Source organism: Mesotoga infera (genome assembly GCA_011045915.1).
Lineage (GTDB): Bacteria > Thermotogota > Thermotogae > Petrotogales > Kosmotogaceae > Mesotoga > Mesotoga infera_D.
In genome coordinates this window covers 1-23,890 of record DSBT01000374.1, presented here as the reverse complement: position 1 = coordinate 23,890, position 23,890 = coordinate 1, and the positions used below count along the sequence as shown (strand labels likewise).

The following is a 23,890-nucleotide window of genomic DNA, read 5'->3' as shown; positions in this document are numbered from 1 at the left end:
TTTTATCTCCTTGCCAGGCTTCTCGAAAGCGAATGCAAAGCCCTAAATGAAACAAGAGTTGCGCTAAGTGATGAAGTTCGCTCTCTAAGAAACCTGTCACACCAAGTAAAATCTTCCAGGATTTCCTTTCCCGGCTTGAAGTTCACTAGCCATTCTAACAGATCAATGTTCATAAGCGAGTCATTGTGAGTATCGGCCGAAAGAATCACTACGTCTTTCAGGAGGCTTCTAGAGACTTCGACAAGTTCGCGCGCCCTTTCAAATGAACCCTGTCCTGTAAAAATGGAGGAGACCTTCCTGAAAGCTGAAAAGAAACTTCTGGAATCCACAAAATCCTTGCAAAAAGCCGCAAACGCTCTTCTTCGCCTCACGATATCTATAGGATCTTCGTTGACACTCTCTCTAATTAACTGTGTCAATCCTTCAAGATCGGAAGGCACTTCAAAAGCCTCGTAATGTAAAGATTCAGGATCCTGCTCCAGAAAGAACCGAAGAACCGTGAAGTTCTGCCGTGAAGCTGCATATATGTATGAAACTCGCTCTCCGTAATTTAGCTTGAGTCTATGCATAAGCTCTTCTGGAATATCCATTACAATCGAAATAGTTCTACTTCTCACTGTAGGCAAAAGTGATTGCCATGAAGATGTGGTCATTATGAGAGTCGCGAAATCCGGAGGCTCTTCAAGAACCTTGAGAAATGCGTTTGCGCTCTCATCAGTCATCTTCTCGCACTGATGGATCAACACGAACTTCCTCTTGCCTATCGCCGGTTTATGAAGCATCATTTCTTCTATGTCCCTAATCTTGTCGATGCCAATGTTTCCGCTTTCAGGCTCTATCAGTAAGAAGTCTTCAATATATCTCTTTCTGTTCCATTTCGGATCAGCCTCTATTATTGAGATAGCCGAAGCCTTCAAGTACTCACTATCTCTACCCACAAGAGTCACACTTTTTCCCGGGCCGCGCGCCAAGAACCGGGAAAGTCTTTCATTAGCTACTCCATTGAACCACTCCATGTTTTAATTATATCAATGAATACAGAATTTGACCGGAGGGAAGTATTTTGGAGAAAACATTTGCTTATCTAAAACCAAACACGATACAGAGAGGCCTTGTTGGAGAAATACTCAGAGGAATCGAGGAGAAAGGTCTGAAAATCGTCGCCCTCAAGATGCTGAAGATCTCCGAATCCATGGCGAGAGAGCTTTACAGAGAACATGCGGGAAAGGACTTCTACGAACCTTTGCTGGCTTTCATACAATCGGGACCAGTTGTGGCCATGGTGCTTGAAGGCGAGAACGCTGTTCGAAGGTTGAGAATCCTGGTCGGCAAGACCGATCCGCTGGAAGCCGCCCCGGGAAGCATACGAGGTCGGTTCGGCGTGTCGATAAGGAAGAACTTGATACACGCATCCGACAGTACTGAGAGCTCAAACCGCGAAATCAAAATATTCTTCGAAGAAAGCGAGATAAATAATTATTCACTTCTGAATGAAGGCCAGTTCTGATGTTAATTGCTCGAATCAGAAAGGGGAAGGAAGGAAAGATCCGTAATTCTTATCCGTGGATCTTCAGAGACGAGATCTTATCTCTAGAAGGCTCTGCCGATGCTGTATGTGAAGTGAACATTTTCTCGGCGAACTATGAGTTTCTCGGAAAGGGCTTCTTCAGTCCGAGCTCCACCCGAGCGATAATGGTCCTAACAAATCAAGACCAGGAGCTGGGGGAGATCTTCTTCGGAAGGCTGCTTCAAAAAGCTCTCCTGAAGAGGGAGAGACTTTTCAAGAGACCTTACTACAGACTCGTCCACGGTGAAGGAGACAGACTTCCCGGATTGGTAGTCGACAGATACGGAGAGATTCTAGCCGTGCAGTTCAGAAACTCGATTATGCAGAAAAGAAGAGAAATGATAGTCGATCTTCTCAGGAATCTACTGAATCCCAAGGGAATCTACGAACGGAGCGATTTCGAGATGGGAGTGGAAGACAAAATAGAAAGACATACGGGTTTGCTGTTCGGAGAAGTACCTGATTCAGTCGAAATCGAGGAAGATGGCATAAAGTACCTCGTGGATGTTAAGAACAGTCAGAAAACAGGGTTCTTTTTTGACCAGCTAGACTCCAGAGCTTTCTGCAGGAAAATCACCGCAGAACTCTCTCTGGAGAAAGGCCTGGATCTTTTCTCTTTTACGGGAGGATTCGGACTTAATATGGCATATTCAGGCGCCGAGGCGATCTGCGTGGACAAGTCCGCCGACGACCTAGATCGGGGAAGAGTGAACGCAGTAGTGAACAGGCTGGATAAAAGACTGCAGTTGGTTCAGAGCGATGTTCTTGACTTCCTTGCTGGATTTGAAATGAAGAACTATTTTGATATAGTAATATTAGACCCGCCATCCTTTGTTAAGCATAAGAGAGAGCTTCCGCATGGAATTTCACTTTTCCGAAGGCTAGTAGAGAGTACACTTCCGCTTGTGAAGGATGGAGGAGTATTGGGTATTTGTACTTGTGCCTATAATATTGCTGTCGAGCATCTGGTTGAGTCTATCAGAAGGTCGACGGAAAGTACCGGTACAACATTTTCGCATCTGGCTATTACACTACAATCGCCTGATCATCCATGGCTTGTTGAGGTTCCGGAGAGCCTTTATTTGAAGTGTCTGTGGGGTTTGGTAGCAAAGGAGTGAGTTTTTTTGCCCGGCTTCTGGACTCATATTATGTACGGAAAGGATGTTTTGGAAGAGATTGGACTCGATCTTGAAGCCGACAAAAGAGAGGAGTTCAATCTTGGATGCCTCTTCACGGATCCCGGGAAGTACTGCTCAAGAGAGGATCCAGAGTTCTCTCTATGGAGGTTCTCTCACACGCTAAGGTGTGATGATTTCGCCAAACTCCTCTGCAGGAAATCAGAGGAGATTTCTCGCTTCTACTCGCTGGGGGTTATCTGCCATTACTTCCTCGACGCAACCGTCAACCACTATATAGTTGCTCGCGCAGGAAATGGATATAAGTATCGCCAACTAGAAACAATGATAGACAAAGTAATCCTCAAGAGCAAAGTTGAGGCTGAAATACTCGATCTCGATCCGACTGCCGAGTTCTCTCGGTCTTTGCCAACGGCACTTGAAGATCTCTACCGTGAGATCTCAATGGAATTCTACGGAATCAAGGGCTGTTCCATCCAGAAGGCCATAGACTCCATGAATCAGTACTTTGCGGGAATCTATGGTCGCTCAAGGTTGGCCTTAATACTAAAACGTTTTAGCATTAAAGAGGGTTCGCCTGAAGAGGCTTTCTTTGAGGACACTCACGTTGATCCACTAAATCTGGAGATGAAACCCTGGTTTCACAGCATAGCCGGCTGGGAAAGCAAAAAGACTTTCGATGAGCTTTATCGCGAAGCCTTTGACAGTGCTGTCTTGTTTTTGCAGAACTATCTCGACGGTCAAACAGATTTTTCACTACCGGGGGTATCTCTTATGACAAATTTACCCCTAATGGAGTACTGAATGACAAATTTGCACAGAAGGGAGGGAGACCGCATCCATATTTGGAATGCGGTGACCATATGAAAGTTCTCGGAATAATTCTTGCAGGAGGGCGAGGAGAGTACCTGAGCTCCCTGACTCAGGTTCGTACGAGCGCTGCGCTGCCTGTCTACGGAAAGTACAGGTCAATCGATTTCACACTCAGCAATATGGTCAATGCGGGAGTATCGAAGGTTGGGATAATTACACAGTACAGCCCCAGAAGTCTTATGGATCACATTGGCTCAGGCAAGGAATGGGATCTAGACAGAAAACAGGGAGGGCTCTTCATACTGCAGCCTTATTACTCTCCTTATAACCCTTCCATGGGGTACAAAGGAACAGCCGACGCTCTCTTCCAGAACATAAACATACTCAGGAGAGGCAACGAAGACTCTGTTTTGATAGGCTCGGGAGATCACATTTTCAAAACCGACCTGACTAAGATATTCAGATATCACCTGGACACGGCCGCAGACATAACTGTCCTAACTGGCAATAAGTATGGAGAATGCGGCATGGAAGGGATGGATAGAGTGGTGTGCAAGAATGGGAGAATAATCAAGTGGATAGAGAAGGAGAAGGTTCCGGAAAACCCGGAAGAAGGAGACTGCGTTGCCCTGGGTATATACTTCATCAACAAGTTTCTGCTGAGAGAGCTTCTCTACTCCGCTGTCCCAAATGGAGAGAACGAGCTCGTGAAGGGTGTGATTTCTCCTAACCTATCTTCTCTGAATGTAAGAGAGTACAGATACAACGGTTACTGGCGGGACATAAAGCAGAGCAAGAAATGTTATTTCAGAACGAACCTCGATATTCTTGATCCAAAGATAAGGAGAGAGCTTTTCTACGAGAACGGAAGGGTATTCACCAAGTTGAAGGACCTTCCACCTCCCAAAATCACCGGAACTGCCTCCATGAATAACTCGGTTATTGCCGACGGGTGCGTAATAGGAGGAAAGATAGAAGATTCGGTCTTGTTCAGGGATACCAGGGTTATGGCCGGAGCAACTGTTAGAAACTCTGTTCTTCTTGAGGGCTGCCTTGTTGAAGAGGGAGCTCACATAGAGAATGTGATAATGGACAAGTATTGTACCGTTAGGTTGGGAAGAAGTTTCGTCGGTGAAAATGAAGAGCCCACAGTAATCGAAAAACACGGCGTAATTTAAGACGGGGTGATTGTATGGCCAAGAAAGTTGTTGCATTGATACTAGCTGGGGGGCAAGGCACCAGACTTGGATTGCTCACAGATGAGGTGGCGAAACCCGCAGTCCCCTTCGGTGGCAAATACAGGATTATTGACTTTGCATTGAGTAACTGCGTCAATTCGGGAATCTACGCAGTCGGCGTGCTAACTCAATACAGGCCCCACATTCTCGCCAGACACATTGGAATAGGTCGTCCGTGGGATCTTGACAGAAAGGACGGTGGGGTTGTAATCTTACCTCCCTTTATTGCTCAGGGAGATTCAAACTGGTACAAAGGGACTGCGAATGCTGTCTTTCAGAACATAGATTTCGTAGATGATTTCGACCCGGAACTTGTGGTCATACTCTCCGGTGATCACACCTACTCCATGGATTACAACGAGATGATAGACTATCACCTCTCCAAGGGAGCGACGGGAACGGTTGCTTGTATGCGTGTTCCACTGTCCGAGGCTCACAGGTTCGGGATGATGATAACGGATTTTGAAAACAAGATAGTCGACTTCCAGGAGAAACCGAAACAGCCCAAGTCCGATCTTGCTTCTCTAGGAATCTACATCTTCGATTGGAAATTTCTCAGGGAAAGACTTATGGAGGATGAACGAGACCAAGAAAGCAATAACGACTTCGGAAAGGATATTTTGCCGAAAATAGTCGAAGACAATGCAGGAAGACTGTTTGCTTTCGTTTTCGAGGGATATTGGAGAGATGTGGGAACCATCGAATCGCTCTGGGAAGCGAACATCGAGCTGACTCGACCGATACCGCCACTGAATCTTCACGACCCCTCCTGGAGATTCTACACTCAGACTGAGGAGTATCTGCCCGCATATGTCGGTACAAGTTCCCACGTCAGAAACTCTTTGATAAACGAAGGGGCGGAGATATACGGAAGAGTGGAAAACTCCGTCATTTTCCAGGGAGTGCAAATCGGTGAAGGGTCAACAGTTAAGGATTCTGTAATTATGACTAACTCCAAAATCGGCAACAATGTAGTGATAGAAAAGGTCATAGTCGGAGAGGGAACGATCGTGAGAGACGAAGTAGTAATCGGATATGGCGATGAGGTACCGCACGAATCGCAACCTCACATTTACGATTCGGGGATTGTTGTTGTCGGATCTGATGTCGTTATTCCCCAAAACACTAAGATTGGAAAAAACTGTGCGATTCTCAATCATGTTAGAGAGGAGGATTTCACGGGAGATGTGGCCGGAGGTAAGACCATCTCGCCCAAAGGGTAAAGGAGTAGCTTCTTTCACGCTTTTAATTGCAATATTGATAATCTGCACTACGATAGTTACATCCCTGGCTCCACTGGAAACAATTATGGCGGCAAGGCGGCTGAGTTCATGGTATTTCAGACTTGCACTTACTGTGAAATCGCTTTACTTAGCCGAACCAGAAGAAACGAAAGCAAACGGGCTGCAAATTGAGAGAAGTTCAAGAACTGTCTTTTCAAACTGCGCAGAAATAGAAATAATCAATTACCATATAAGTGAAGGAGATAGGCACTTCGATTTCGAGCTAATTGGAGAAATCACCGATATTCCATAAGGAGGTATGAGTATGAAAAAAGTTCTTTTGATCACCCTTCTCTTGGTTATGGCAATCTTTGTCGTGGCTCAGAGACTAACGATTGTTCATATCAACGACACACACGGGCACATCTGGCCCGAAGGTGATTACGGTGGGCTCGCGGCTGTAGCAACACTGATAAATCAGGTGCGAGCAGAGAACCCCAACACGCTGTTCCTGCACGCCGGGGACATTAATACGGGTGTTCCCGAATCGGATCTGCAGGATGCCGCTCCTGATATAGTTGCTCTCAATCTCATGAAGGTTGACGCAATGGCAATCGGTAACCATGAATTTGACAACGATGCTTCCGTACTCGCAAAACAGATGGAGATTGCGGACTTCCCGTTCCTCAGCGCAAACATCTACAAGGATGGAAAACCTGCTTTCCAGGAATACATGATAAAGGAAGTCGCCGGAATAAAGGTCGCCATCGTCGGCTTTACTGCTCAGGAAACAGAGATTCTCGAGTACCTCTACGCTAAGGACTACGAGTGGAAGGACGTAATAGAAGTAGCTAAAGAGATCATTCCCGAGCTGGAAGCTCAGGCGGACATAGTCATTGCGCTCACCCATATGGGAAGCAACCCCGTACTTGTCGGCCCGAATTCCTGGGAGCTTGCGAAAGCAGTTGACGGTATCGACATTATAATCGATGGCCATAGCCATACTTTCTACGAAAGGCCTGAGATAATAAACGAGACAATAATCGTATCGGCCGGAGAATGGGCAAAGAATCTCGGCAGGCTTGAACTCGAAATCGTTGATGATACCGTTATCTTTGTCTCTTTCAGGAATCTCCCGGTAATCGCCGAAGAAATCGAACCTGATTTCGCCGTTGCCACTGTTCTTGATTACTTCAAGAAGGCTGGCGGAGAAGCTCTCAATATCGTTGTCGGTGAGACGTCGATAAGACTTGAGGGCGACAGAGGTGTGGTCAGAGCTCAGGATACAAACCTTGGTTACTTGATCTGTGATGCTATGGTTTGGAAGTCCGGAGCAGATCTGGCGATAAGCAACTCGGGAGGAATTCGAGCCTCTATAGAAGCTGGTCCAGTAACGTACCGTGACATCCTTACGGTACTACCGTTCGGAAATACACTTTACGTTGTTGATGTACCGGGGACAGCCCTCAGAGACCTCCTGGAGTACACGGCAACCAGAGAAGCAGGGCAGGGAGCGATGCCTCAGGTAAGTGGAGTAACCTATGTAATAGAGAACAAAGAAGCAAAGGATATCCTTGTAAACGGAGAACCCATTGATGACAATAAGGTCTACAAAGTAGCCACAAATAACTACCTTGCCTCTGGCGGTGACGGCTATACGGTCCTTGCTGGACTCTCCGGTTACGACACCGGATTCGTGCTGGCAGATGTAGTGGTTGAGTTCGTTGGAGAGATAAGCCCGATAACCGCTTACGCCGATAGCGGAAGGATAACCAGAAAGTAGTTTTAGATTAAGTTAAGACGCAAACATTGTACTATAATAGGAGCGGAGCGATCCGCTCCTTTTATTTGATAATATCAATCGCTTTTTCCATTTTGAGTCGCAGTCACTTTCATGATATTCGGGATCCCAGAAAGGCAAACATCTATTGATTAAGGTTGAGAGGTGATAACTAAATGAGGTTGCCTACCTTCAGAGGAGGGGTGCACCCGCCGGAGAGAAAAGAACTGTCTCAGGATTCTAATCTGAGAGTTCTTCCACTTCCCGAAAGGGTCTATGTATTTCTTGCGAACCACGCCGGTATTCCTGCCAAGCCTGTTGTTAGTGTCGGTGACAGGGTCAAGACCGGTCAACTAATAGCTGAGTCCGGAGGCTTCATATCTGCGAATCTTCATTCTCCTCTTACAGGCGAAGTCAAGGAGATTGCAAAGTACTATCATCCGACTCTTTCGAAACCCGACGATGCGATTGTTATAGAAAAATCAGGCGAAGAAGAGTGGGAACTGCTTGATCCTGCAAAGCCTTATGACCAGTTCGAGCCGGAAGAGATTGTCCAAAGGATAAAGTCCGCAGGCATCGTCGGGCTTGGTGGCGCAATGTTTCCAACAAGTGTCAAACTTTCCCCCCCAGAGGGGAAAAAGATCGATCTTCTCGTTATTAATGGAGCGGAGTGTGAACCTTATCTGACGATAGATTACAGGTACATGCTTGAGCGGTCCGAGGGATTGGTCAGTGGAATTCTCGCGATTATGAGAGCGCTGAAAGTGAAAGATGCGATTATTGGCATAGAAGACAATAAGCCAAAGGCCATAGAGAGAATGGAGGAGGCGGTTAGGTCTACTCCAATTAAGGTGAAGAAACTGAAAACCAAGTATCCGCAGGGCGCTGAGAAGCAACTCATCTATGCCTTGACGAAGAGAAAGGTTCCTTCTGGCGGACTTCCTCTGGATGTGGGAGTTGTGGTCGATAACATAGGCACCGCTTATGCAATCTATGAAGCCGTTGAGCTTGGCCGCCCTCTCGTCGAAAGAGGAGTTACGATTACCGGGGAGGGCATTAGAACGCCTTTGAACGTCGTCTCGAGAATCGGAGTTATGGCAGAAGAGTTAATTGATCATGCGGGGGGAGCCCAAGAAACAGTTGAGAGAGCCTTATTCGGTGGACCCATGATGGGTATCACGGTTCCCAAGACAGACGTTCCCACCGTAAAAGGCACTTCTGGGATTACTCTGTTGCTCAAGAGCGAACCTCTTGAAGAGTTCCCATGCATCAGGTGCGGCAAATGCACATTCGTCTGTCCCATGAATCTCCAACCGTTTCTGCTGAACCTCTACGGAACAAACAGATTGTACGATGCACAAGTAGAAAATGGTCTGATGGACTGTATAGAATGCGGGAGTTGTTCCTTCGCCTGTCCGGCCAATATAGATCTGGTAAAGAATTTCAAACTTCATAAGAGGGTCTATCGAAGTCTGAAGGGAGGTGCGAAGAAGTGAAGCTTTCAATGATGGCAGCACCTCACTTGAGATCTGAAGATAATGTTAGAAGGATAATGCTGGATGTTCTGATCGCACTTTCTCCTGCAGCAGTTTGGGCAGTAGTCTCATTCGGCATGAAAGCACTTGTTTTGATACTTGTCTGTACGGTCGGCGCGGAGGCGCTCGACTTCTTTGTAATGAGATTCATGAGGCACAAGAAGACCTTCAAGCCAGACCTTAGCGGTTCGGTCACAGGGTTGTTGCTTGCACTGAATCTTTCAGTTGCTGTTGAATGGTGGCAGGCTCTGATAAGTATCTTCGTTGCAATAGTGATTGCAAAGTCGGTCTTTGGGGGTCTCGGAAAGAACTTCTTCAATCCCGCACTGGTCGGAAGGGTCTTTCTTCTGATCTCGTTCCCCGTTCAGATGACAACATGGTTCAGTCCTTTTGATATGCAGACCACCGCCACTCCAATGGCTATTCTTAAGCAGGGAGCACCAAGAGTTTTCTCATTGCAGGAGATGTTCCTTGGCACTATCCCCGGCTCTATAGGGGAGGTAAGCGCGCTGCTGCTTCTTCTCGGTTTTGGGTGGCTGTTGCTGAGAAGGAGAGTTTCGCCCTTCATACCTATTACATACGTAGGAACTGTAGCAATAATGGCGACAATCTTTTACGCTGCCAATCCTGGTTTTGGCTCGCCGCTGTACCACATCTTTGGAGGCGGTCTGATGCTGGGAGCTCTATTCATGGCCACCGACATGGTAACAAGTCCAATGTCGATCAAGGGGCATTTGATCTTTGGAGTTGGCTGTGGAGTCTTTACCATGATAATCAGATTGTTTGGTGGCTATCCGGAAGGCGTATCATTTGCGATTCTGATCATGAACGCATTCGTACCGCTAATAGATATGGGAACCAAGCCCAAGATATTCGGGAAACCAAAGAAGGTGAAGAGCAATGCGTGATTACTTGAAGACCGGCATTACTCTGATGGTTATTACCATAATCGCAGCTTTAGTCCTTTCTGTGGTCTACACCATTGTTGAAGAGCCGATCGCAAACGCAGAACTTGGCGCAAAACTCGCCGCTATTCGAGATGTTCTTACCGATGCGGATTCGGGAGAACTTCTGATCGCTGAAGAGAGCATCCCCGAAACCGCGAGCGAACTCGCGGAGTTTGAATGGTTCCCAAAGGGATTCACCGCTTCAGAAGGAATAATTTATCAGGCTGTCGACTCGCAGGGAAGCGTAGAAAGTCCTGCATACAAGTTCTTGAAAGATGATGGCAGCGAGGTTTTTGTAGCCATAGGCATAGCAGTCGGTTACGGCGGCGACGTCAAGTCAATGGCAGCCTTCGTTAAAGACTCCGATGGGGTGCATCTGAATAGAATCAAGGTTCTCGAATACTCACAGGAGACCCCCGGCCTCGGAGCCAATATCGCAAACGAGAGTGTACAGATGAGATTTTATCCGATCGACAGTCAAGGACTCGAGAAGAGCATCAAAGTCGACAAAGATGCAGGAGCAACCCCTATTGGAGATCAAATAGACGTTAGAAAAAGGGAAGAAGGGATAGTCACCGTAAGCGATGTGATGACTGGAGCAACGATTACTCCGAGAGCCGTTGCATTCTCACTCAACGCTATCTCAGAGTTCCTGGAAAAGGCAGGTGTTAGATGATGGCTGAATCGAAGTTCTCGGTTCTCACAAATGGAATCTTCAAGCAGAACCCGATCTTCATTCAGGTTCTTGGCATGTGTCCTACTCTTGCTACAACGACAAGCGCCGAGAATGGATTGGGAATGGGACTCGCAACAACTGCGGTTCTTGCAATGTCGAATATCACGATCTCCCTTGTCAGGAAACTCATTCCCGACAAGATAAGAATTCCCGCATATATTGTCATAATCGCTTCCTTTGTCACAATGATTGACATGTTGATGCACGGTTTCATCTACGATCTATGGAAGACTCTAGGCCTATTCATTCCACTTATAGTTGTGAACTGCATAATCCTCGGAAGAGCAGAAGCATTTGCCTCCAAGAACAATGTCTTGAGTTCTTTCCTGGATGGTCTTGGCATGGGGCTGGGTTTTACTGCCTCCCTCGTGTTGCTCGGTTCTGTAAGAGAGTTTCTCGGAAATGGATCGATTTTCAATTACCATCTATCCGATGTGAAGATGTTCGCTATGATACTCCCTCCAGGCGCATTCATCGCTCTGGGCATGCTCGCCGCTTTCTTCAACTATGTGGGAATAAGGCGCAGCAAAATGAGGAGGGGTGACTGATGGCTACGAGACTGGTTTTCATATTTCTTTCAGCGATTCTTATAAACAATTTCGTGCTTTCGAGATTTCTGGGAATCTGTCCTTTCTTAGGCGTCTCAAAAAAGATTGATACCGCGGTAGGAATGAGCATAGCCGTTACATTCGTTATGATCATGGCCTCAATTATCACATGGCTTCTGAATATTCTGCTCGATATGTTGAGCATTCCCTTTTTGAGAACCATTGTGTTCATTCTTATTATTGCAACACTGGTACAGTTTGTCGAGATTTTCCTGAAGAAGACGAGTCCGGCGCTTTACGATGCATTGGGAATATTTCTTCCCCTCATTACGACGAACTGTGCGATTCTCGGCCTGGCACTACTCAATGTCCAGCAGAACTACACACTGCTCGAAACGATCGTGAATTCTGCAGGTGCTGGACTTGGCTTTGCTTTGGCCCTCATTCTTTTTTCAACCATTAGAGAGAGGATGGAGCTTTCCGAAATTCCCGAACCTTTCAGAGGTACTGCCATTGCATTGATCACTGCCGGTTTACTCTCGATGGCCTTTATGGGTTTTCAAGGCCTGGTAAAACTGTGAGGCGATGTGTATGACAGTAGTCTATTCAGTTCTGTTTATGGCCATACTGGGCATTGGAGCAGGTGTCTTCCTAGCGTTCGCCTCCGCGAAATTTGCGGTCAAGAAAGATCCAAGAATCACACTTATCGAAGCCTCTTTGCCAGGCGTTAACTGTGGCGCCTGTGGTTTCCCCGGTTGCTCGGCTTTTGCAAAGGCTATTTCCGATGGCAAAGCTCCGCTGGACGGTTGTATTCCTGGCAAGCGGTCCGGCGTTCCAGAAAAACTGAAGCTAATCATGGAGACGGACGTCGACAAGCTCACCGCTCTCTTCGAAGAGGCAGAGGAAGATGCGGAAAAAACACTGGAAAAACTGATCGCCGCATCCGGGAAAGAAGTAAAAGCGGCGCCACCTAAGCCCAAAAGGCCAACCCAAGAAGAAATCGAAAGCTACAAGGATAAGCTCAAGGAGAATCCCAGTGCAACGGTGATCTTTGCCGTACTTCCCAACATAAACTGTGGTGTATGTGGTTCCCCAGGATGTGCGGCCTTTGCCCTGAAGGTTGCCGGCAAGGAAGAGAACGCAGACAAATGCGTCCCGGGCAAAAGACAGAACGTGCCTGAGAAGGTAGCAAAGATTATGGGGCTTTCACAATCTGAGATTCAAAAGATAATTGAAGATACCTCCGGAGAACCGGCTGAGATAAAGAAGAAGTTTGAGTCATGAAAAAAAGGTTGGCTGTTCTAGGTTCTACTGGATCTATTGGATCACAGACACTCGAAATAGTAGATAAGATTGAAGAAATCGAAATTGTGGCCATTTCCTGCGGCCACAATTTCGACTCTTTTTCTGAACAGCTTTCAAAATTCCATCCTAAATTCGCCGCCGCTCTCGAAAGGAATGGGAATTTGGCCGATTCCTTTCCGGAAACAACCTTTTTCCAAGGCGAAGAGGGAATAGAAACAATGCTCGAGAAGTCCCGACCGGATTATGTGCTGCTTGCGGTTAGCGGAGCGGCCGGACTTAAATTCAGCCTTAAGGCGGCTGAAGTTTGCAGCAGACTATGTCTTGCGAACAAGGAGTCTATCGTTTGCGGAGGAAATCTCTTGCTAAAAAAATGTGCCAGAGAAGATGTCGAATTGATTCCGGTCGACTCAGAGCACAGCGGTCTCTTTCAGCTTCTTGAAGGTACAGTTCGCCCACAAAGAATCCTAATAACGGCATCTGGCGGTGCCCTGAGGGATTGGCCGAAAGAAAGTATTCACCGGGCAAGCCCTGAAGATGTCATGAAACACCCTGTTTGGTCTATGGGAAACAGGATAACCGTTGATAGCGCTTCAATGGTTAACAAAGGACTCGAAGTAATCGAAGCGAAATATCTCTTCGGATTCGAATCAAGTGAAATTGATACTTACATATGCAGAAACAGCTTTGTTCATGCCGGTGTTGTGTACAATGACGGTGTTGTGAAACTCCATGTAGGTCGTCCGGATATGCGAATTCCAATTGCATATTCTTTGACCTATCCTGAACGGCAGCATCTTTTCGGAGAAGAGAGATTAGCCGCCACACCAATTGTACTGGAAGAGATGCAGCATGATAAATTTCCCGCTTTGAGCCTTGCGAGGGAGATTTGTGGCACTGTCAGCAAGCAGATCGCTTACAATGCAGCAGATGAAATAGCAGTCGATGCTTTTATGAAGGGTAGGATCCCTTTTGGAAGCATTTACAATATAATTGAAAGGACGGTCGCAGGTACCGATGATCAAAACCCGACCGATTACAGTCAAATAATCGAGATTGACGGCTTTGCAAGAAGACTGGCTAAAGAAGAGGTGGATAGATGGTATTGTCAATAATATATTTTCTTCTCATTCTGACCGGGATAGTTGTGGTGCATGAACTTGGACACTACCTATTCTCAAGGCTTTTCGGAGTGAGAGTGATTGAATTTGCCATTGGGATGGGTCCCAAATTGTGGTCGAAAAAGGGAAAGAATACTACTTTTAGGATAAATGCATTCCCTATTGGTGGCTACGTTAGACCCGCCGGAGAGGATCTCGACACCATCGATTCTTCCGTTCCCGCTAATGAGCAGATACAGAATAAACCGGCCTGGCAGAGATTCATTATCTATTTTTCAGGTCCGGCTTTCTCCTTGCTTCTGGGTTTCCTGATACTCTCCCTCGTTGCCGTAGTTTGGGGTTTTCAGGAAGTAAGGATCGACAAAATCGAGCCCGGCTCACCCGCTGCGATATCCGGCATGGTGCCTGGCGACAGAATAGTTTCTGTAAATGGAAAGACTCTGATAGACAACACCCGGCTCAGTGAAGCAGTTGCAGCAGGCGATAGGATAGATCTTGTCGTGCTTAGGAATGGTAAGGAAGTTGAAGTCACTCTTCTGCCCGAATTGCTTCCCCAGGAGGCCTTCATTGTCATCGGCAGCACTGCTGGTGAACCCGGCGCGTCCCTTTACACAATCAACGGCGCAGCATTTAATGGGGATTACGTTGGATACGCCGGTGTGCTTTCGCCAGAAAGTACGGTAAGACTTGGTTTTTCTGATGGAACGACTCTCTCGGGCACCCTTCTAACTTATTCGCCAACAGAGGAACGCTATGCCATGGGAATATACTATGCGAATTTCAAACCCTTATTGGCAAATGATTTCGGTCAATTCAGGGAGGGCGACCTCCTGCTTGAAGTAAATGGGATGAAAACCGATACAAGTTATGATCTGACGACCATGAGTCAGCTGCTTTCCCTCAAATCGGATGAGCTGCTAATTCAGTTGACCGGCAAGGAAACTACGTTTGCAGAGTATGGTTTTCCAGAGGAATTCGTTGTTTCGATAGAACGCGAAGGTCGAACAATTGAATTAACGGTTAGCAAGAACGAGATGATCGCTCTCATCAGTGAAGCCGGGTCTTTCGCTCAGGGTAGCGATTACTGGTATCCCGACAGCGCTTTCGAGGCGGTAGGTCTGGGCATTCAGTGGGCAAACAACCTGCTGTTCACTATGGTCAAGGTTGTGGGTAGCCTCTTCACTGGCGGAGCAAATATCAACGAGTTTACAGGCCCAATAGGACTGGTGACAATAGTCGATCAAGCTGTGAGTCTAGGTCTGAGAATTGTGCTTTTCTTCGCAGGATTCATTTCATTGAACCTTGGAGTAATTAATCTGATCCCTTTCCCAGCACTTGATGGGGGCAGGATGCTTCTGGCGCTACTTGAAATGATAACAAGAAGGAGACTGGATCCAAAGATCGAAGGCTTGATAAATGTGATCGGGTTTATGATACTGATGGGTTTTATGATTTACATAACGTTCATTGACATAGGCAGGTGGCTATGAGCAAGGCAGTTCAAGTTGGTTTCGTAATGATTGGCGGAGGAAATCCAATCACAGTTCAATCAATGACAAACACCAAGACTTCAAACGTCTCTGCCACTATAGACCAGATTCAGAATCTTGCGGATGCCGGCTGCGACCTTGTCAGGGTCTCAGTTCCCGATCGGGAATCTGCCGCGGCTCTCAAGGAGATCTGTTCTCTGAGCAGAATTCCTGTGATTGCAGACATCCACTTCGATCACAGGCTTGCCATTGAATCGATAAGAAACGGGGCTGCGAAAGTGCGGATAAACCCCGGAAACATTGGACAGGAATGGAAAGTCATCGAGACGGTCAAAGTCGCTCTGGAATACGGCGTCCCGATCAGAGTCGGTGCAAATTCCGGTTCCCTTGATAGAAATTTCAGTGCGTGTGATAGACCAGTAGCTCTTGCAGAAAGCGCTCTTGCTCAGGTAAGAATACTCGAAAGCGCAGGATTCGAGGATATTGTGATCTCTCTCAAATCTTCATCGGTATCAGAGACTGTGATCGCAAATGAATACCTGTTCGAGAAGACCGATTATCCGCTTCACCTTGGTGTTACAGAGGCAGGTTTTGGGCTTGATTCAACCGTGAAATCTTCTATCGGTATCGGCACACTCTTGCTCAAAGGCATTGGAGACACCATAAGAGTATCGATGTCGGGTGACCCCGTTCAAGAAATAGAGGTTGGATTGAGCATTCTCAAGTCGCTGGGACTGAGAAGAGGTGTAAATGTTATCTCCTGTCCGACCTGTGCGAGAACCGAAATAGATGTTGAGGCTCTTGCCAGAAAAGTCAAGAACTGGGTGGGAAATGCAGATGCCAACCTTTCGGTTGCGGTAATGGGCTGTGTAGTTAACGGAATTGGAGAGGGCAGTGAGGCTGACATTGGGATCGCCGGGACGGCCTCGGGCGGAGTGATATTTGTCAGAGGCGAGATCGTGGAGAGAGTGGCAAATGAGAGCCTTGAAGTTAGATTCCGACATTGGTTTGATGAACTCTTGTCGGGAGGTGATAGATGAAAGTCACAATAATCGGAGCCGGAATGGTAGGTTCGTCAATTGCATATGCAACAATGATAAAAGGCATTGCAAGAGAGATAGCTCTTGTTGATGTTAATACAGAACTTGCAGTAGGTCAGGCTATGGACCTGAGTCATGGAAACGCGTATGTGAGGCCGGTGAAGATATCCGGTGGAAGTTATAGCGTGTCGGCAGATTCCGATGTTGTGGTTATTACCGCCGGAAGGCCTCAAAAAGAGGGGGAGAGTCGTCTCCAGCTTCTGAAAGACAACGCTGAGATTGTCGAAAGTGCCGTTGATGAATCTCTTTCATTCAGCAGGGAGCCCATCTTCCTGGTGGTGTCAAATCCCGTGGACGTGCTTACATGGGTTGCATGGAAGAAGTCGGGTTTCCCGAGAAACAGGGTAATAGGTTCAGGGACAACTCTGGATACCGCGAGGCTCAGACAGAGTATAGCCGATCACTGCGAGCTTGACCCCAGAAACGTTCATGCCTATGTGATCGGTGAACACGGCGATAGCGAGATCGTTAACTGGTCGAACGCAGATGTTGCAGGCATTCCGCTTAGTGATTTCTGCAGCAGCTGCAATAGGAACTGTGGCGACAGTCTCTTCGAGAAGTTGTTCGAACAGACCAAGAATGCTGCCTATAGAATAATCGAGAAGAAGGGTTCGACTTACTACGGAATCGGACTTGCCGTGTCTAAAGTACTTTCAACTATTCTGAACAATCAGCGCTCTGTTCTCACCGTGTCATCGGTTCACGAGGAATTTGAAGGATTGAGAGACGTACCTTTCAGCGTTCCCACAATTCTTGGTCGAAATGGAGTAGAAAGAGTTTTGAGAATCAGTCTTTCAGAGAATGAGACTGAAGGACTCTCGAGGTCAGCAGGCATTATAGCCAGTGCCGTAGAAAGCCTTATGAAGTGAGGAGGGATTAGCGTGAAAAGAGTTTTGCTTCTTGCAATTGTAATTCTAAGTGTCTCCGTATTTGCCACCTCGGTTTCGTACGATCCTCAGGGACTTATGTTCATGAGCAGACCGGGAGCAAGTATCAACGTTAACGTGAATTTGAACAAGGGGATAGGATCGACTTACTATGGCGGTGAATCTCTAGGACTTTCGTTCTCCGTCGATAGAAGCGCGTATGTGGCCGTCTTGGATATCGATCCTTCAGGGCAGATTCAGGTTCTCTTTCCCAATGTCTACGACCAGGACAATTACGTCCAGGGAGGAAGGACCTACACTTTGCCGACCGATAAGGCAACTACAAAGTACAATCTGCAGATTGAGTCTCAGAGAGGAAGAGAAACAATCGTGGTTGTAGCTTCTTCTTCTCCTCTGAACTTTCTTGGAAACGTGTTCTCCTTGTTTGACAGATACCCTTTCCCTTACTTAAGCCAGAATATAAGCAACCTTTCGGTTGTAATTGATCCCGTGTTCAACACGAGCTGGGGAATGGGTTACACATACTTCTATAATAGCTATGTGCCTTTCACTGTGAGGACAACAATCAGAGCAGACAGAAACGACGCTAACGTCTATGTCGATGGAATTTTCATGGGAAAGTCGCCGGTCACAACTACTCTGGAAACCGGGACTCATACAGTCTACTTATACACAGACAGAAATCTTGTGTACGGTCCTTCTACCATTAACGTACAACCTGGTTCAAGCGATTTCCAGTTCTCCCTTTTGCCAAACTACATTTACGGTTATCTAGAAGTAACATCGATTCCAGACGGCCAGGTTTATGTCGATGGACAATATGCTGGCGATACACCGTACAGAGACTTTGAAAAGGTCGGAAGCCATACTGTGACTGTCTCAAAATGGGGTTACCACGATGCAAAGCAAAACGTCTATATCAACAGAGACATGGCGACTTCAGTCGATCTAAGGCTCACCGAAAAGACCCAAGAGGAGAAGCAAACGGACAACATAATTCTCTTCTCGATTATCGGTGTTCTGGTCGCGGGAATTGTCATTGCAATAGTTCTAGGCGTTTCCAACTAAGAGTGTCCCGAGAGGGGCGCTTTTCTCTTAGATGAAGCAAAAGTCGAAGGCATATGTCAATCTGCTGCTGGTAGTAATTTTCTGGGGATTGACCTTTCCGGTACAGAAAAACATACTGGAAGGTCTTTCTCCAGTATTTTACAATGTTCTTCGGTTTTCGATTGCACTAATTATCCTGGTTCCTCTGAGGAAAAAGCTCGGCCTTAAACTCACAAAGAAGAGCCTCTTCCAGGGACTGATTCTTGGGCTTTTCCTTTCCGGAGGTTATGTATTTCAGACGTGGGGACTGGTTTACACCACGGCATCGAAGAGCGCTTTCATTACCGCATTGTACGTGGGACTCGTTGCAATTATCGGCCCTGTTGTCGAGAGGCGCGTTCCCAGCAGATATCAGATTCTTGCGCTTGGCGTCTCCCTGATTGGTCTTTATTTCTTGACAACACCTGAGGCCGGATTCAATTTCGGTGACCTGCTAACAACCTTCTGTGCAATATCCTTTGCGCTGCATGTTGTTCTTATTTCATATTTTACTGAAAGAGAAGAAGTTGAGGAAATGGAGCTTCTCGTGCCTCAGTTTGTCGTTGTCGTTCTTGTCAATTCAATGCTGATCCCATTTGTCAAAGGCGAAGTTTTCGTGAATGGATCAATAATATTCGTTGCATTGTTCTCGGCAATCTTTGCCACGATTTTCGCCGTTACCGTTCAGTTGAAGTACCAGAGATTTCTCGGATCCGTTGGCGCCTCATTGATCTATGTAGGAGAGCCAGCCTTTGCACTGTTCTTCGCAATGGTATTACTCAAAGAGATTCCAGGTAGAATGGAAGTGATCGGCCTTTTGATGATGACGGCAGGAATGATATTTGGAGGAACCTCTTCCTTCATCATGAGAGATAGGGGTGTGAAGAATTGATTGGAAAGATCTTGGCTGTAGAGGACGATATACACATAGCGAAACTTCTTCGCATGGAGCTGGGTCACGAGGGATATGAAATAGAAGTCTTGAGCAACGGAAATGAAGCTTTGAAGCATTTGGAAAAGGAACTTCCTGATCTCTTGATTCTTGATGTCATGTTGCCGGGAATCGACGGTTTCTCTGTACTTCAGGAAATCAGAGAATATATTTCGACGGACCTGCCTGTAATAATGCTAACAGCAAGAGGAGAAGTGAAGGACCGGGTACGAGGACTGAAGAGCGGCGCGGACGATTATCTGCCAAAACCCTTCGTCATTGAAGAGCTTCTGGCAAGAATAGAAGCTGTACTAAGAAGAAAGGGAAAAGTTGAGAGAATCAGCTACCACGAACTCATGCTCGATTTTCAGTCTCGTGAGGCTTCAGTCAGTGGAGAGCCTCTTCAGCTGAGTCGAACCGAATTCGACCTTCTGGCCGCTTTGCTGTCAAATGCAGGCATTGTAATGTCAAAAGAGAGATTATTGGAAAAGGTTTGGGGAAGTGAGGACTGGGGCAATCCCAACGTCGTTGAAGTCTACATAAACTACCTTCGTAAGAAACTTGGAAAGACCGGTGAAAGAATCAAGACAGTCAGGGGATCGGGCTACGTTGTCCGATAGACGGAAACTCTCAACGGCAACTCAGGTGGCCATCTATTCGGTGGTGCTTGTCGTATTCATCCTCTGCGCATCGGCCCTCTTCGTATATGCCGTTTCTGAGAACGTCTTCATCAGAAATTACTCGGCAGAGATGAAAAGCATATTCATGGATTCCCCCATGGGAAAGGGATTCGGTTATGGAATGGGCAGAATGTCGATAGGGAGGGGGTCTACGGAATTCTACGTAAGAATTGACGAAACGGTAGTTCAAAATCCATCAGAACTTGTTGCAGTTCCCGATGTGGAAGGATACGTCAGGACAAGAATAGAGGGAAGTTCCTATCTTCTATATGGTTTCTGGAACGGAACTGAGAAAGTAGTCCTTGGGGCAAGAATGGACGATCTCGATTTCTTTCTCGAAAGTCTGGCTACCACCCTTCTTCTCTCGCTTCTCGTAGGAATCGCCCTATCGGTGGTTGGTGGTTTTCTTCTTGGAAACAGAGTTTCCAAACCCATAGAAGACACTTCACGGTTGCTCAAAGAAATTACTATGGATGATCTTTCCAGGCGAGTCGAGAGTGAGCCGAAAACTAGCGAGCTCGCCGAACTGAAAGAATCTCTCAATAAGGCTCTGGACAGGATACAAGATGGATACAGCAGGCAGGAGCAGTTTTCTTCAGATATTGCGCATGAAATTCGTTCTCCACTCACTTCGATACTTGGCTTCTCAAGATTGATTAAGCGCTGGGGCTCTAGTGATCCCGAGGTCGTAAAAGAGGCTGCCGAAAGCATTTCAGACACTGCAGACAAAATGATGACAATCACCGAATCCCTTCTATTCCTCTCACAACCAAATATTGAGCTAAACACTACGACTTTCAGCATCAGAGAATTGGTGGACGAGCTGGTTGGCAGCGCAAATTCCGTAGAGTCCAATGACTTCAGAATTGATGTGCCGGATATTGACATCAGTTCAGATAGAGTTCTACTGAGGATCGTTCTCAAGGTTCTTGTAGAAAACGCGCTAAAATTCGGGAAAACTGGACCAATAGAGATCTTTTGGTCAAATGGCGTGCTAAGTGTTAGGGACCATGGAAAGGGTATCGAGAAGGATGAAATAGACAAGATATTTGACCGATTCTACAGAAGTGATTCCTCCAGAGGCGGTGAAGGACATGGATTAGGCCTTTCCATTGCAAGCAAGATCTGCAAGGTTTTAGGGCTTTCAATCGCTGCCGATAACTGCACAGATGGAGGAGCAGTGTTCAAAGTGGGGGTATTGAGATGAAACTAGTCTTTTCGATCGCCGAGCTGGCGATAACCTGGATTTTAGTTCCAATTCTTCTCTACGCAGGCGCTCCGTTTTCGGCAGCACTGGGTATGAGAATTTTCGGTACCGTAATAATTGCCGGATCTCTTTTTCTGTCGATCTACTCCGCTTTGGTCCTGTATTACTGGTCGGGAAGACTTCCGACCTCTTTCTTTGGTCCTGAAACCACAGTTCAGAGCGGGCCGTACAGATTTGTCCGTCACCCATTCAATGCAGGATTCATAGCCTTTATCTTTGGCCTTGGCATTCTCTGCGGTGATTACTGGAGACTGCTTTATGTTGCGGCTGTCGGCGCAGTAGTTGCACTGTATTCTCTTTTCCAGGAAAGACGCGCAGCAAAAAGCATCGATAGCTATGAAGAGTATAAAGAGGAGATTCCATTCATGATTCCTGATCCGCGAAGGCGAATTCCATTTGACAAGTCCAGATCAGTCCCATGGCAGTTTATCGTAGCTTCATTCGTTGTGAAACTCGTTATACTCTTTGTTCTGCCTTCAAAAGTAAAGAACTCGAAGGTGCTCAGGCAGAGGCGGCCTTTCGTAATAGCCCTGGCCCATCAAACGCATTTTGATGGTCCTCTGATCTTCTATTCAACATGGAGATATATAAGATTTGTGGGTACAGCCATTTACGTTGACAGATTAGGATTACTGGGTTGGTTGAGCGTAATCCCTGTTAGAAGATATGCCGTAGATACTTCGGCAATCAGGCAGATGCTCGCGACAATTAAGCAAGGAGTTCCTCTTGGAATCGCTCCAGAGGCAGCAAGATCATGGGATGGCAGACCTCTTCATACAAAAAGAGAGATATGGAAGCTCTTCAGAATGTTGAAAATCCCTATAATTCCGGTAAAGTTTCTCGGCGTTCAGCGGCTTTGGCCAAGATGGTCCAAGATATTCTCTATCGGCACTTCCACCGTTGAATTTGGAAATCCCATTGAAGCTGATGATCCTCATCTAGAAGAAAAGGTTATGGATTTTCTGGGTAAAGAGGATCCCACATTCAGACTCCCTTACCGGAACTACAAGCACATCGAAAAGCTGATATGGCGCTGTCCTAGCTGCGGAGCCATATCATCAATCAAAGGGTTCAGAAGCGGCTTTTCCTGCTCTTCCTGCGGGAAAAGTTGGACAAAGCCAACTGTTAATGAAGTCATTCAAATACACGACAAGATCATACCGGGAAGTATGGGGCTGTCCTTTCCCATAAAGGATGAGGTAATATTCAACGGAACAAAAGTTTTCGCGACTATGTATGAAGATCACGCAATTATCGGAGACTACAGGCTGGATTACAACCTCATAAAGAATTCCAGTATAGAGAAAAGCATTGAACCGGTATTCGGAATAGCAAATGAGATGGTGAGCTTCGTATCGACAACAAGTGCCCTGATGTGGCAGGAAGTTGTAGACTTTCAGATCAAATTCAGACTTATGAAAGAAAACTATCACACTGATCTTTGGGGATAGCTCCCGAAAGGGATGCCCATAGAAACGTACCAGGTTGGGGGTAGGGGGTCGGAAGAACAAAGAATCAGTTCCAAGTTCCGAGTTGTGAGTTGTAAGACCGGCGTTGGGAGTAGCAGCTTGGTGGTTGGAAAGAGCAAAGGACTGGTTGACCGTTGAGAGGTTCTCCGTTCTCCGAATAACAAACCTGTTATTCGTTCCAGAGCGAAGATCTGTTCTTCGTTCTTGGGCAAGGTGATGATTCAAGAGCGTTTGGACTCCAACCAGTCATGAAAAAACAGCACTCATCGGAAACTCTCTTCTGGTTCTTGGCTTTCATAACTGACAATTTGCAACTGATCTCCACAGCTTAAAGAGGTTTCTAGATGCGAGATCCCGATCAGTTTCATATCGGTATGACCAAAGAGGAGAATAGAGATGATGTCTCTGTTAACAGAGATCAGGGGGTCCTTGATTCTTAGCACGCAGCGGTTTTTCTTCGTCAGCAGAAGAGACCGTCATCCTGTGAATGGTTCTTCACAGGACCTCGCTCTTCAAAACTCGGTTCTGATGACCCGCTTCAATAACCTGCTCCTCCTAACCCGATTTACATAACCCGTTCCTAAAGGTGGTTTTCTCCCCGCGAAGCGGAACTGGCCACCGAAGGTGACTGGCCTCTGCCGGAGGCAGAGACTGGCCAGGCGGAGCCTGACTGGCTTTCTAATCGCCTCCTGCCAAATGCAGCATCACTTCTGCTCTTGCCAGACCCTAGACCTCACGACTTCAGACCCGGTTCCCCCGTTTCCCTCTTAATTAGACAGCCTACTTCTGTTTACTGAGATGTGCTTTTTCTTTCTCAATGATTCCTTTTGATTATAGTAAGATAGTACTGTTTCGAAACATTCTTTGGAATCCTCTATTATCTTCGGTAAAGCATTCTCACGGTCAGGGGGCAATCACTCATCCGGCAGACAACAGTGCTGGCCAACCTAATTGGAGGTGGAGCTATTGAACTGGAAGAAAAGAATTCCTGCAGTTGTCATCGTCCTGATTCTCGCTAGCCTAATCCCCGCAAT

At 46.7% G+C, this 23,890-nt stretch carries 23 protein-coding genes; 22 read left to right on the top strand and 1 reads right to left on the bottom strand.

Annotation, left to right across the window (positions count from 1 at the left end; genetic code table 11):
• Positions 1-2: 2 nt before the first annotated feature.
• A complete protein-coding gene (locus tag ENN47_12160; protein HDP78902.1) occupies positions 3-1,016 on the bottom strand; it encodes a hypothetical protein in 1,014 nt (337 codons plus the stop codon).
• Positions 1,017-1,063: 47 nt separating this feature from the next.
• Between ENN47_12160 and ENN47_12155 the strand changes: the two genes are divergently transcribed.
• The 22 genes from ENN47_12155 to ENN47_12050 all read left to right on the top strand — a co-directional run bounded on the left by ENN47_12155 (position 1,064) and on the right by ENN47_12050 (position 22,838).
• Positions 1,064-1,507, top strand: a complete 444-nt coding sequence (locus ENN47_12155) for a nucleoside-diphosphate kinase (GenBank protein ID HDP78901.1) — start codon at positions 1,064-1,066, stop codon at positions 1,505-1,507.
• Entirely contained in the window at positions 1,507-2,685 is a 1,179-nt protein-coding gene (locus tag ENN47_12150; protein HDP78900.1) for a class I SAM-dependent rRNA methyltransferase, read from the top strand. Before ENN47_12155 ends, ENN47_12150 begins: the two co-directional genes overlap by 1 nt.
• A 6-nt stretch (positions 2,686-2,691) precedes the next feature.
• Entirely contained in the window at positions 2,692-3,507 is an 816-nt protein-coding gene (locus ENN47_12145) for a hypothetical protein (protein HDP78899.1), read from the top strand.
• A 59-nt stretch (positions 3,508-3,566) separates the two neighbouring features.
• On the top strand, positions 3,567-4,694 hold the full coding sequence (gene glgD / locus ENN47_12140) for a glucose-1-phosphate adenylyltransferase subunit GlgD (GenBank protein ID HDP78898.1): 1,128 nt from the start codon (positions 3,567-3,569) through the stop codon (positions 4,692-4,694).
• Positions 4,695-4,708: 14 nt separating this feature from the next.
• Positions 4,709-5,977: a glucose-1-phosphate adenylyltransferase gene (locus ENN47_12135; GenBank protein HDP78897.1), complete on the top strand. Its 1,269-nt coding sequence runs from the start codon at positions 4,709-4,711 to the stop codon at positions 5,975-5,977.
• Positions 5,940-6,290, top strand: coding sequence for a hypothetical protein (locus ENN47_12130; protein ID HDP78896.1), 351 nt, complete (start codon positions 5,940-5,942; stop codon positions 6,288-6,290). Before ENN47_12135 ends, ENN47_12130 begins: the two co-directional genes overlap by 38 nt.
• A 12-nt stretch (positions 6,291-6,302) precedes the next feature.
• Complete coding sequence (locus ENN47_12125) at positions 6,303-7,760, top strand: bifunctional UDP-sugar hydrolase/5'-nucleotidase (protein ID HDP78895.1); 1,458 nt, start codon at positions 6,303-6,305, stop codon at positions 7,758-7,760.
• Positions 7,761-7,933: 173 nt separating this feature from the next.
• Positions 7,934-9,253, top strand: coding sequence for an electron transport complex subunit RsxC (gene rsxC, locus ENN47_12120; GenBank protein ID HDP78894.1), 1,320 nt, complete (start codon positions 7,934-7,936; stop codon positions 9,251-9,253).
• A complete protein-coding gene (locus ENN47_12115) occupies positions 9,250-10,200 on the top strand; it encodes an RnfABCDGE type electron transport complex subunit D (protein ID HDP78893.1) in 951 nt (316 codons plus the stop codon). The genes rsxC and ENN47_12115 overlap by 4 nt, the downstream gene beginning before the upstream one ends.
• Positions 10,193-10,915 (top strand): RnfABCDGE type electron transport complex subunit G, encoded by a 723-nt coding sequence (locus tag ENN47_12110; GenBank protein HDP78892.1) that lies wholly within the window; start codon positions 10,193-10,195, stop codon positions 10,913-10,915. Before ENN47_12115 ends, ENN47_12110 begins: the two co-directional genes overlap by 8 nt.
• Complete coding sequence (locus ENN47_12105) at positions 10,912-11,523, top strand: electron transport complex subunit E (GenBank protein HDP78891.1); 612 nt, start codon at positions 10,912-10,914, stop codon at positions 11,521-11,523. The genes ENN47_12110 and ENN47_12105 overlap by 4 nt, the downstream gene beginning before the upstream one ends.
• Positions 11,523-12,104: an electron transport complex subunit RsxA gene (gene rsxA / locus ENN47_12100; protein HDP78890.1), complete on the top strand. Its 582-nt coding sequence runs from the start codon at positions 11,523-11,525 to the stop codon at positions 12,102-12,104. Before ENN47_12105 ends, rsxA begins: the two co-directional genes overlap by 1 nt.
• A gap of 10 nt (positions 12,105-12,114) precedes the next feature.
• Entirely contained in the window at positions 12,115-12,807 is a 693-nt protein-coding gene (locus ENN47_12095; GenBank protein ID HDP78889.1) for an RnfABCDGE type electron transport complex subunit B, read from the top strand.
• Positions 12,804-13,940 carry a 1-deoxy-D-xylulose-5-phosphate reductoisomerase gene (locus tag ENN47_12090; protein HDP78888.1) on the top strand — a complete coding sequence of 379 codons (1,137 nt, stop codon included), beginning with the start codon at positions 12,804-12,806 and terminating at the stop codon, positions 13,938-13,940. The genes ENN47_12095 and ENN47_12090 overlap by 4 nt, the downstream gene beginning before the upstream one ends.
• On the top strand, positions 13,925-15,436 hold the full coding sequence (locus tag ENN47_12085) for a PDZ domain-containing protein (GenBank protein ID HDP78887.1): 1,512 nt from the start codon (positions 13,925-13,927) through the stop codon (positions 15,434-15,436). Before ENN47_12090 ends, ENN47_12085 begins: the two co-directional genes overlap by 16 nt.
• The gene (locus ENN47_12080) at positions 15,433-16,476 is read left to right on the top strand and encodes a flavodoxin-dependent (E)-4-hydroxy-3-methylbut-2-enyl-diphosphate synthase (protein ID HDP78886.1); all 1,044 of its coding nucleotides are present in this window, start codon (positions 15,433-15,435) and stop codon (positions 16,474-16,476) included. The genes ENN47_12085 and ENN47_12080 overlap by 4 nt, the downstream gene beginning before the upstream one ends.
• Positions 16,473-17,405, top strand: a complete 933-nt coding sequence (locus ENN47_12075) for an L-lactate dehydrogenase (GenBank protein HDP78885.1) — start codon at positions 16,473-16,475, stop codon at positions 17,403-17,405. Before ENN47_12080 ends, ENN47_12075 begins: the two co-directional genes overlap by 4 nt.
• Positions 17,406-17,417: 12 nt before the next feature.
• Entirely contained in the window at positions 17,418-18,491 is a 1,074-nt protein-coding gene (locus ENN47_12070) for a DUF4384 domain-containing protein (GenBank protein ID HDP78884.1), read from the top strand.
• A gap of 31 nt (positions 18,492-18,522) precedes the next feature.
• Complete coding sequence (locus ENN47_12065) at positions 18,523-19,401, top strand: DMT family transporter (protein ID HDP78883.1); 879 nt, start codon at positions 18,523-18,525, stop codon at positions 19,399-19,401.
• Positions 19,398-20,060, top strand: a complete 663-nt coding sequence (locus ENN47_12060) for a response regulator transcription factor (GenBank protein ID HDP78882.1) — start codon at positions 19,398-19,400, stop codon at positions 20,058-20,060. Before ENN47_12065 ends, ENN47_12060 begins: the two co-directional genes overlap by 4 nt.
• Entirely contained in the window at positions 20,050-21,327 is a 1,278-nt protein-coding gene (locus ENN47_12055; GenBank protein HDP78881.1) for a HAMP domain-containing histidine kinase, read from the top strand. Before ENN47_12060 ends, ENN47_12055 begins: the two co-directional genes overlap by 11 nt.
• Positions 21,324-22,838 carry a glycerol acyltransferase gene (locus ENN47_12050; GenBank protein HDP78880.1) on the top strand — a complete coding sequence of 505 codons (1,515 nt, stop codon included), beginning with the start codon at positions 21,324-21,326 and terminating at the stop codon, positions 22,836-22,838. Before ENN47_12055 ends, ENN47_12050 begins: the two co-directional genes overlap by 4 nt.
• The last annotated feature ends 1,052 nt before the right edge of the window (positions 22,839-23,890 follow it).

Coding starts and splice junctions, on each gene's coding strand:
- ENN47_12160 (HDP78902.1), bottom strand. CDS start 1,016: ATGGAGTGGTTCAATGGAGTAGCTAATGAAAGACTTTCCCGGTTCTTG.
- ENN47_12150 (HDP78900.1), top strand. CDS start 1,507: ATGTTAATTGCTCGAATCAGAAAGGGGAAGGAAGGAAAGATCCGTAAT.
- glgD (HDP78898.1), top strand. CDS start 3,567: ATGAAAGTTCTCGGAATAATTCTTGCAGGAGGGCGAGGAGAGTACCTG.
- ENN47_12135 (HDP78897.1), top strand. CDS start 4,709: ATGGCCAAGAAAGTTGTTGCATTGATACTAGCTGGGGGGCAAGGCACC.
- ENN47_12130 (HDP78896.1), top strand. CDS start 5,940: ATGTGGCCGGAGGTAAGACCATCTCGCCCAAAGGGTAAAGGAGTAGCT.
- ENN47_12125 (HDP78895.1), top strand. CDS start 6,303: ATGAAAAAAGTTCTTTTGATCACCCTTCTCTTGGTTATGGCAATCTTT.
- rsxC (HDP78894.1), top strand. CDS start 7,934: ATGAGGTTGCCTACCTTCAGAGGAGGGGTGCACCCGCCGGAGAGAAAA.
- ENN47_12110 (HDP78892.1), top strand. CDS start 10,193: ATGCGTGATTACTTGAAGACCGGCATTACTCTGATGGTTATTACCATA.
- ENN47_12105 (HDP78891.1), top strand. CDS start 10,912: ATGATGGCTGAATCGAAGTTCTCGGTTCTCACAAATGGAATCTTCAAG.
- rsxA (HDP78890.1), top strand. CDS start 11,523: ATGGCTACGAGACTGGTTTTCATATTTCTTTCAGCGATTCTTATAAAC.
- ENN47_12095 (HDP78889.1), top strand. CDS start 12,115: ATGACAGTAGTCTATTCAGTTCTGTTTATGGCCATACTGGGCATTGGA.
- ENN47_12090 (HDP78888.1), top strand. CDS start 12,804: ATGAAAAAAAGGTTGGCTGTTCTAGGTTCTACTGGATCTATTGGATCA.
- ENN47_12085 (HDP78887.1), top strand. CDS start 13,925: ATGGTATTGTCAATAATATATTTTCTTCTCATTCTGACCGGGATAGTT.
- ENN47_12080 (HDP78886.1), top strand. CDS start 15,433: ATGAGCAAGGCAGTTCAAGTTGGTTTCGTAATGATTGGCGGAGGAAAT.
- ENN47_12075 (HDP78885.1), top strand. CDS start 16,473: ATGAAAGTCACAATAATCGGAGCCGGAATGGTAGGTTCGTCAATTGCA.
- ENN47_12065 (HDP78883.1), top strand. CDS start 18,523: ATGAAGCAAAAGTCGAAGGCATATGTCAATCTGCTGCTGGTAGTAATT.
- ENN47_12050 (HDP78880.1), top strand. CDS start 21,324: ATGAAACTAGTCTTTTCGATCGCCGAGCTGGCGATAACCTGGATTTTA.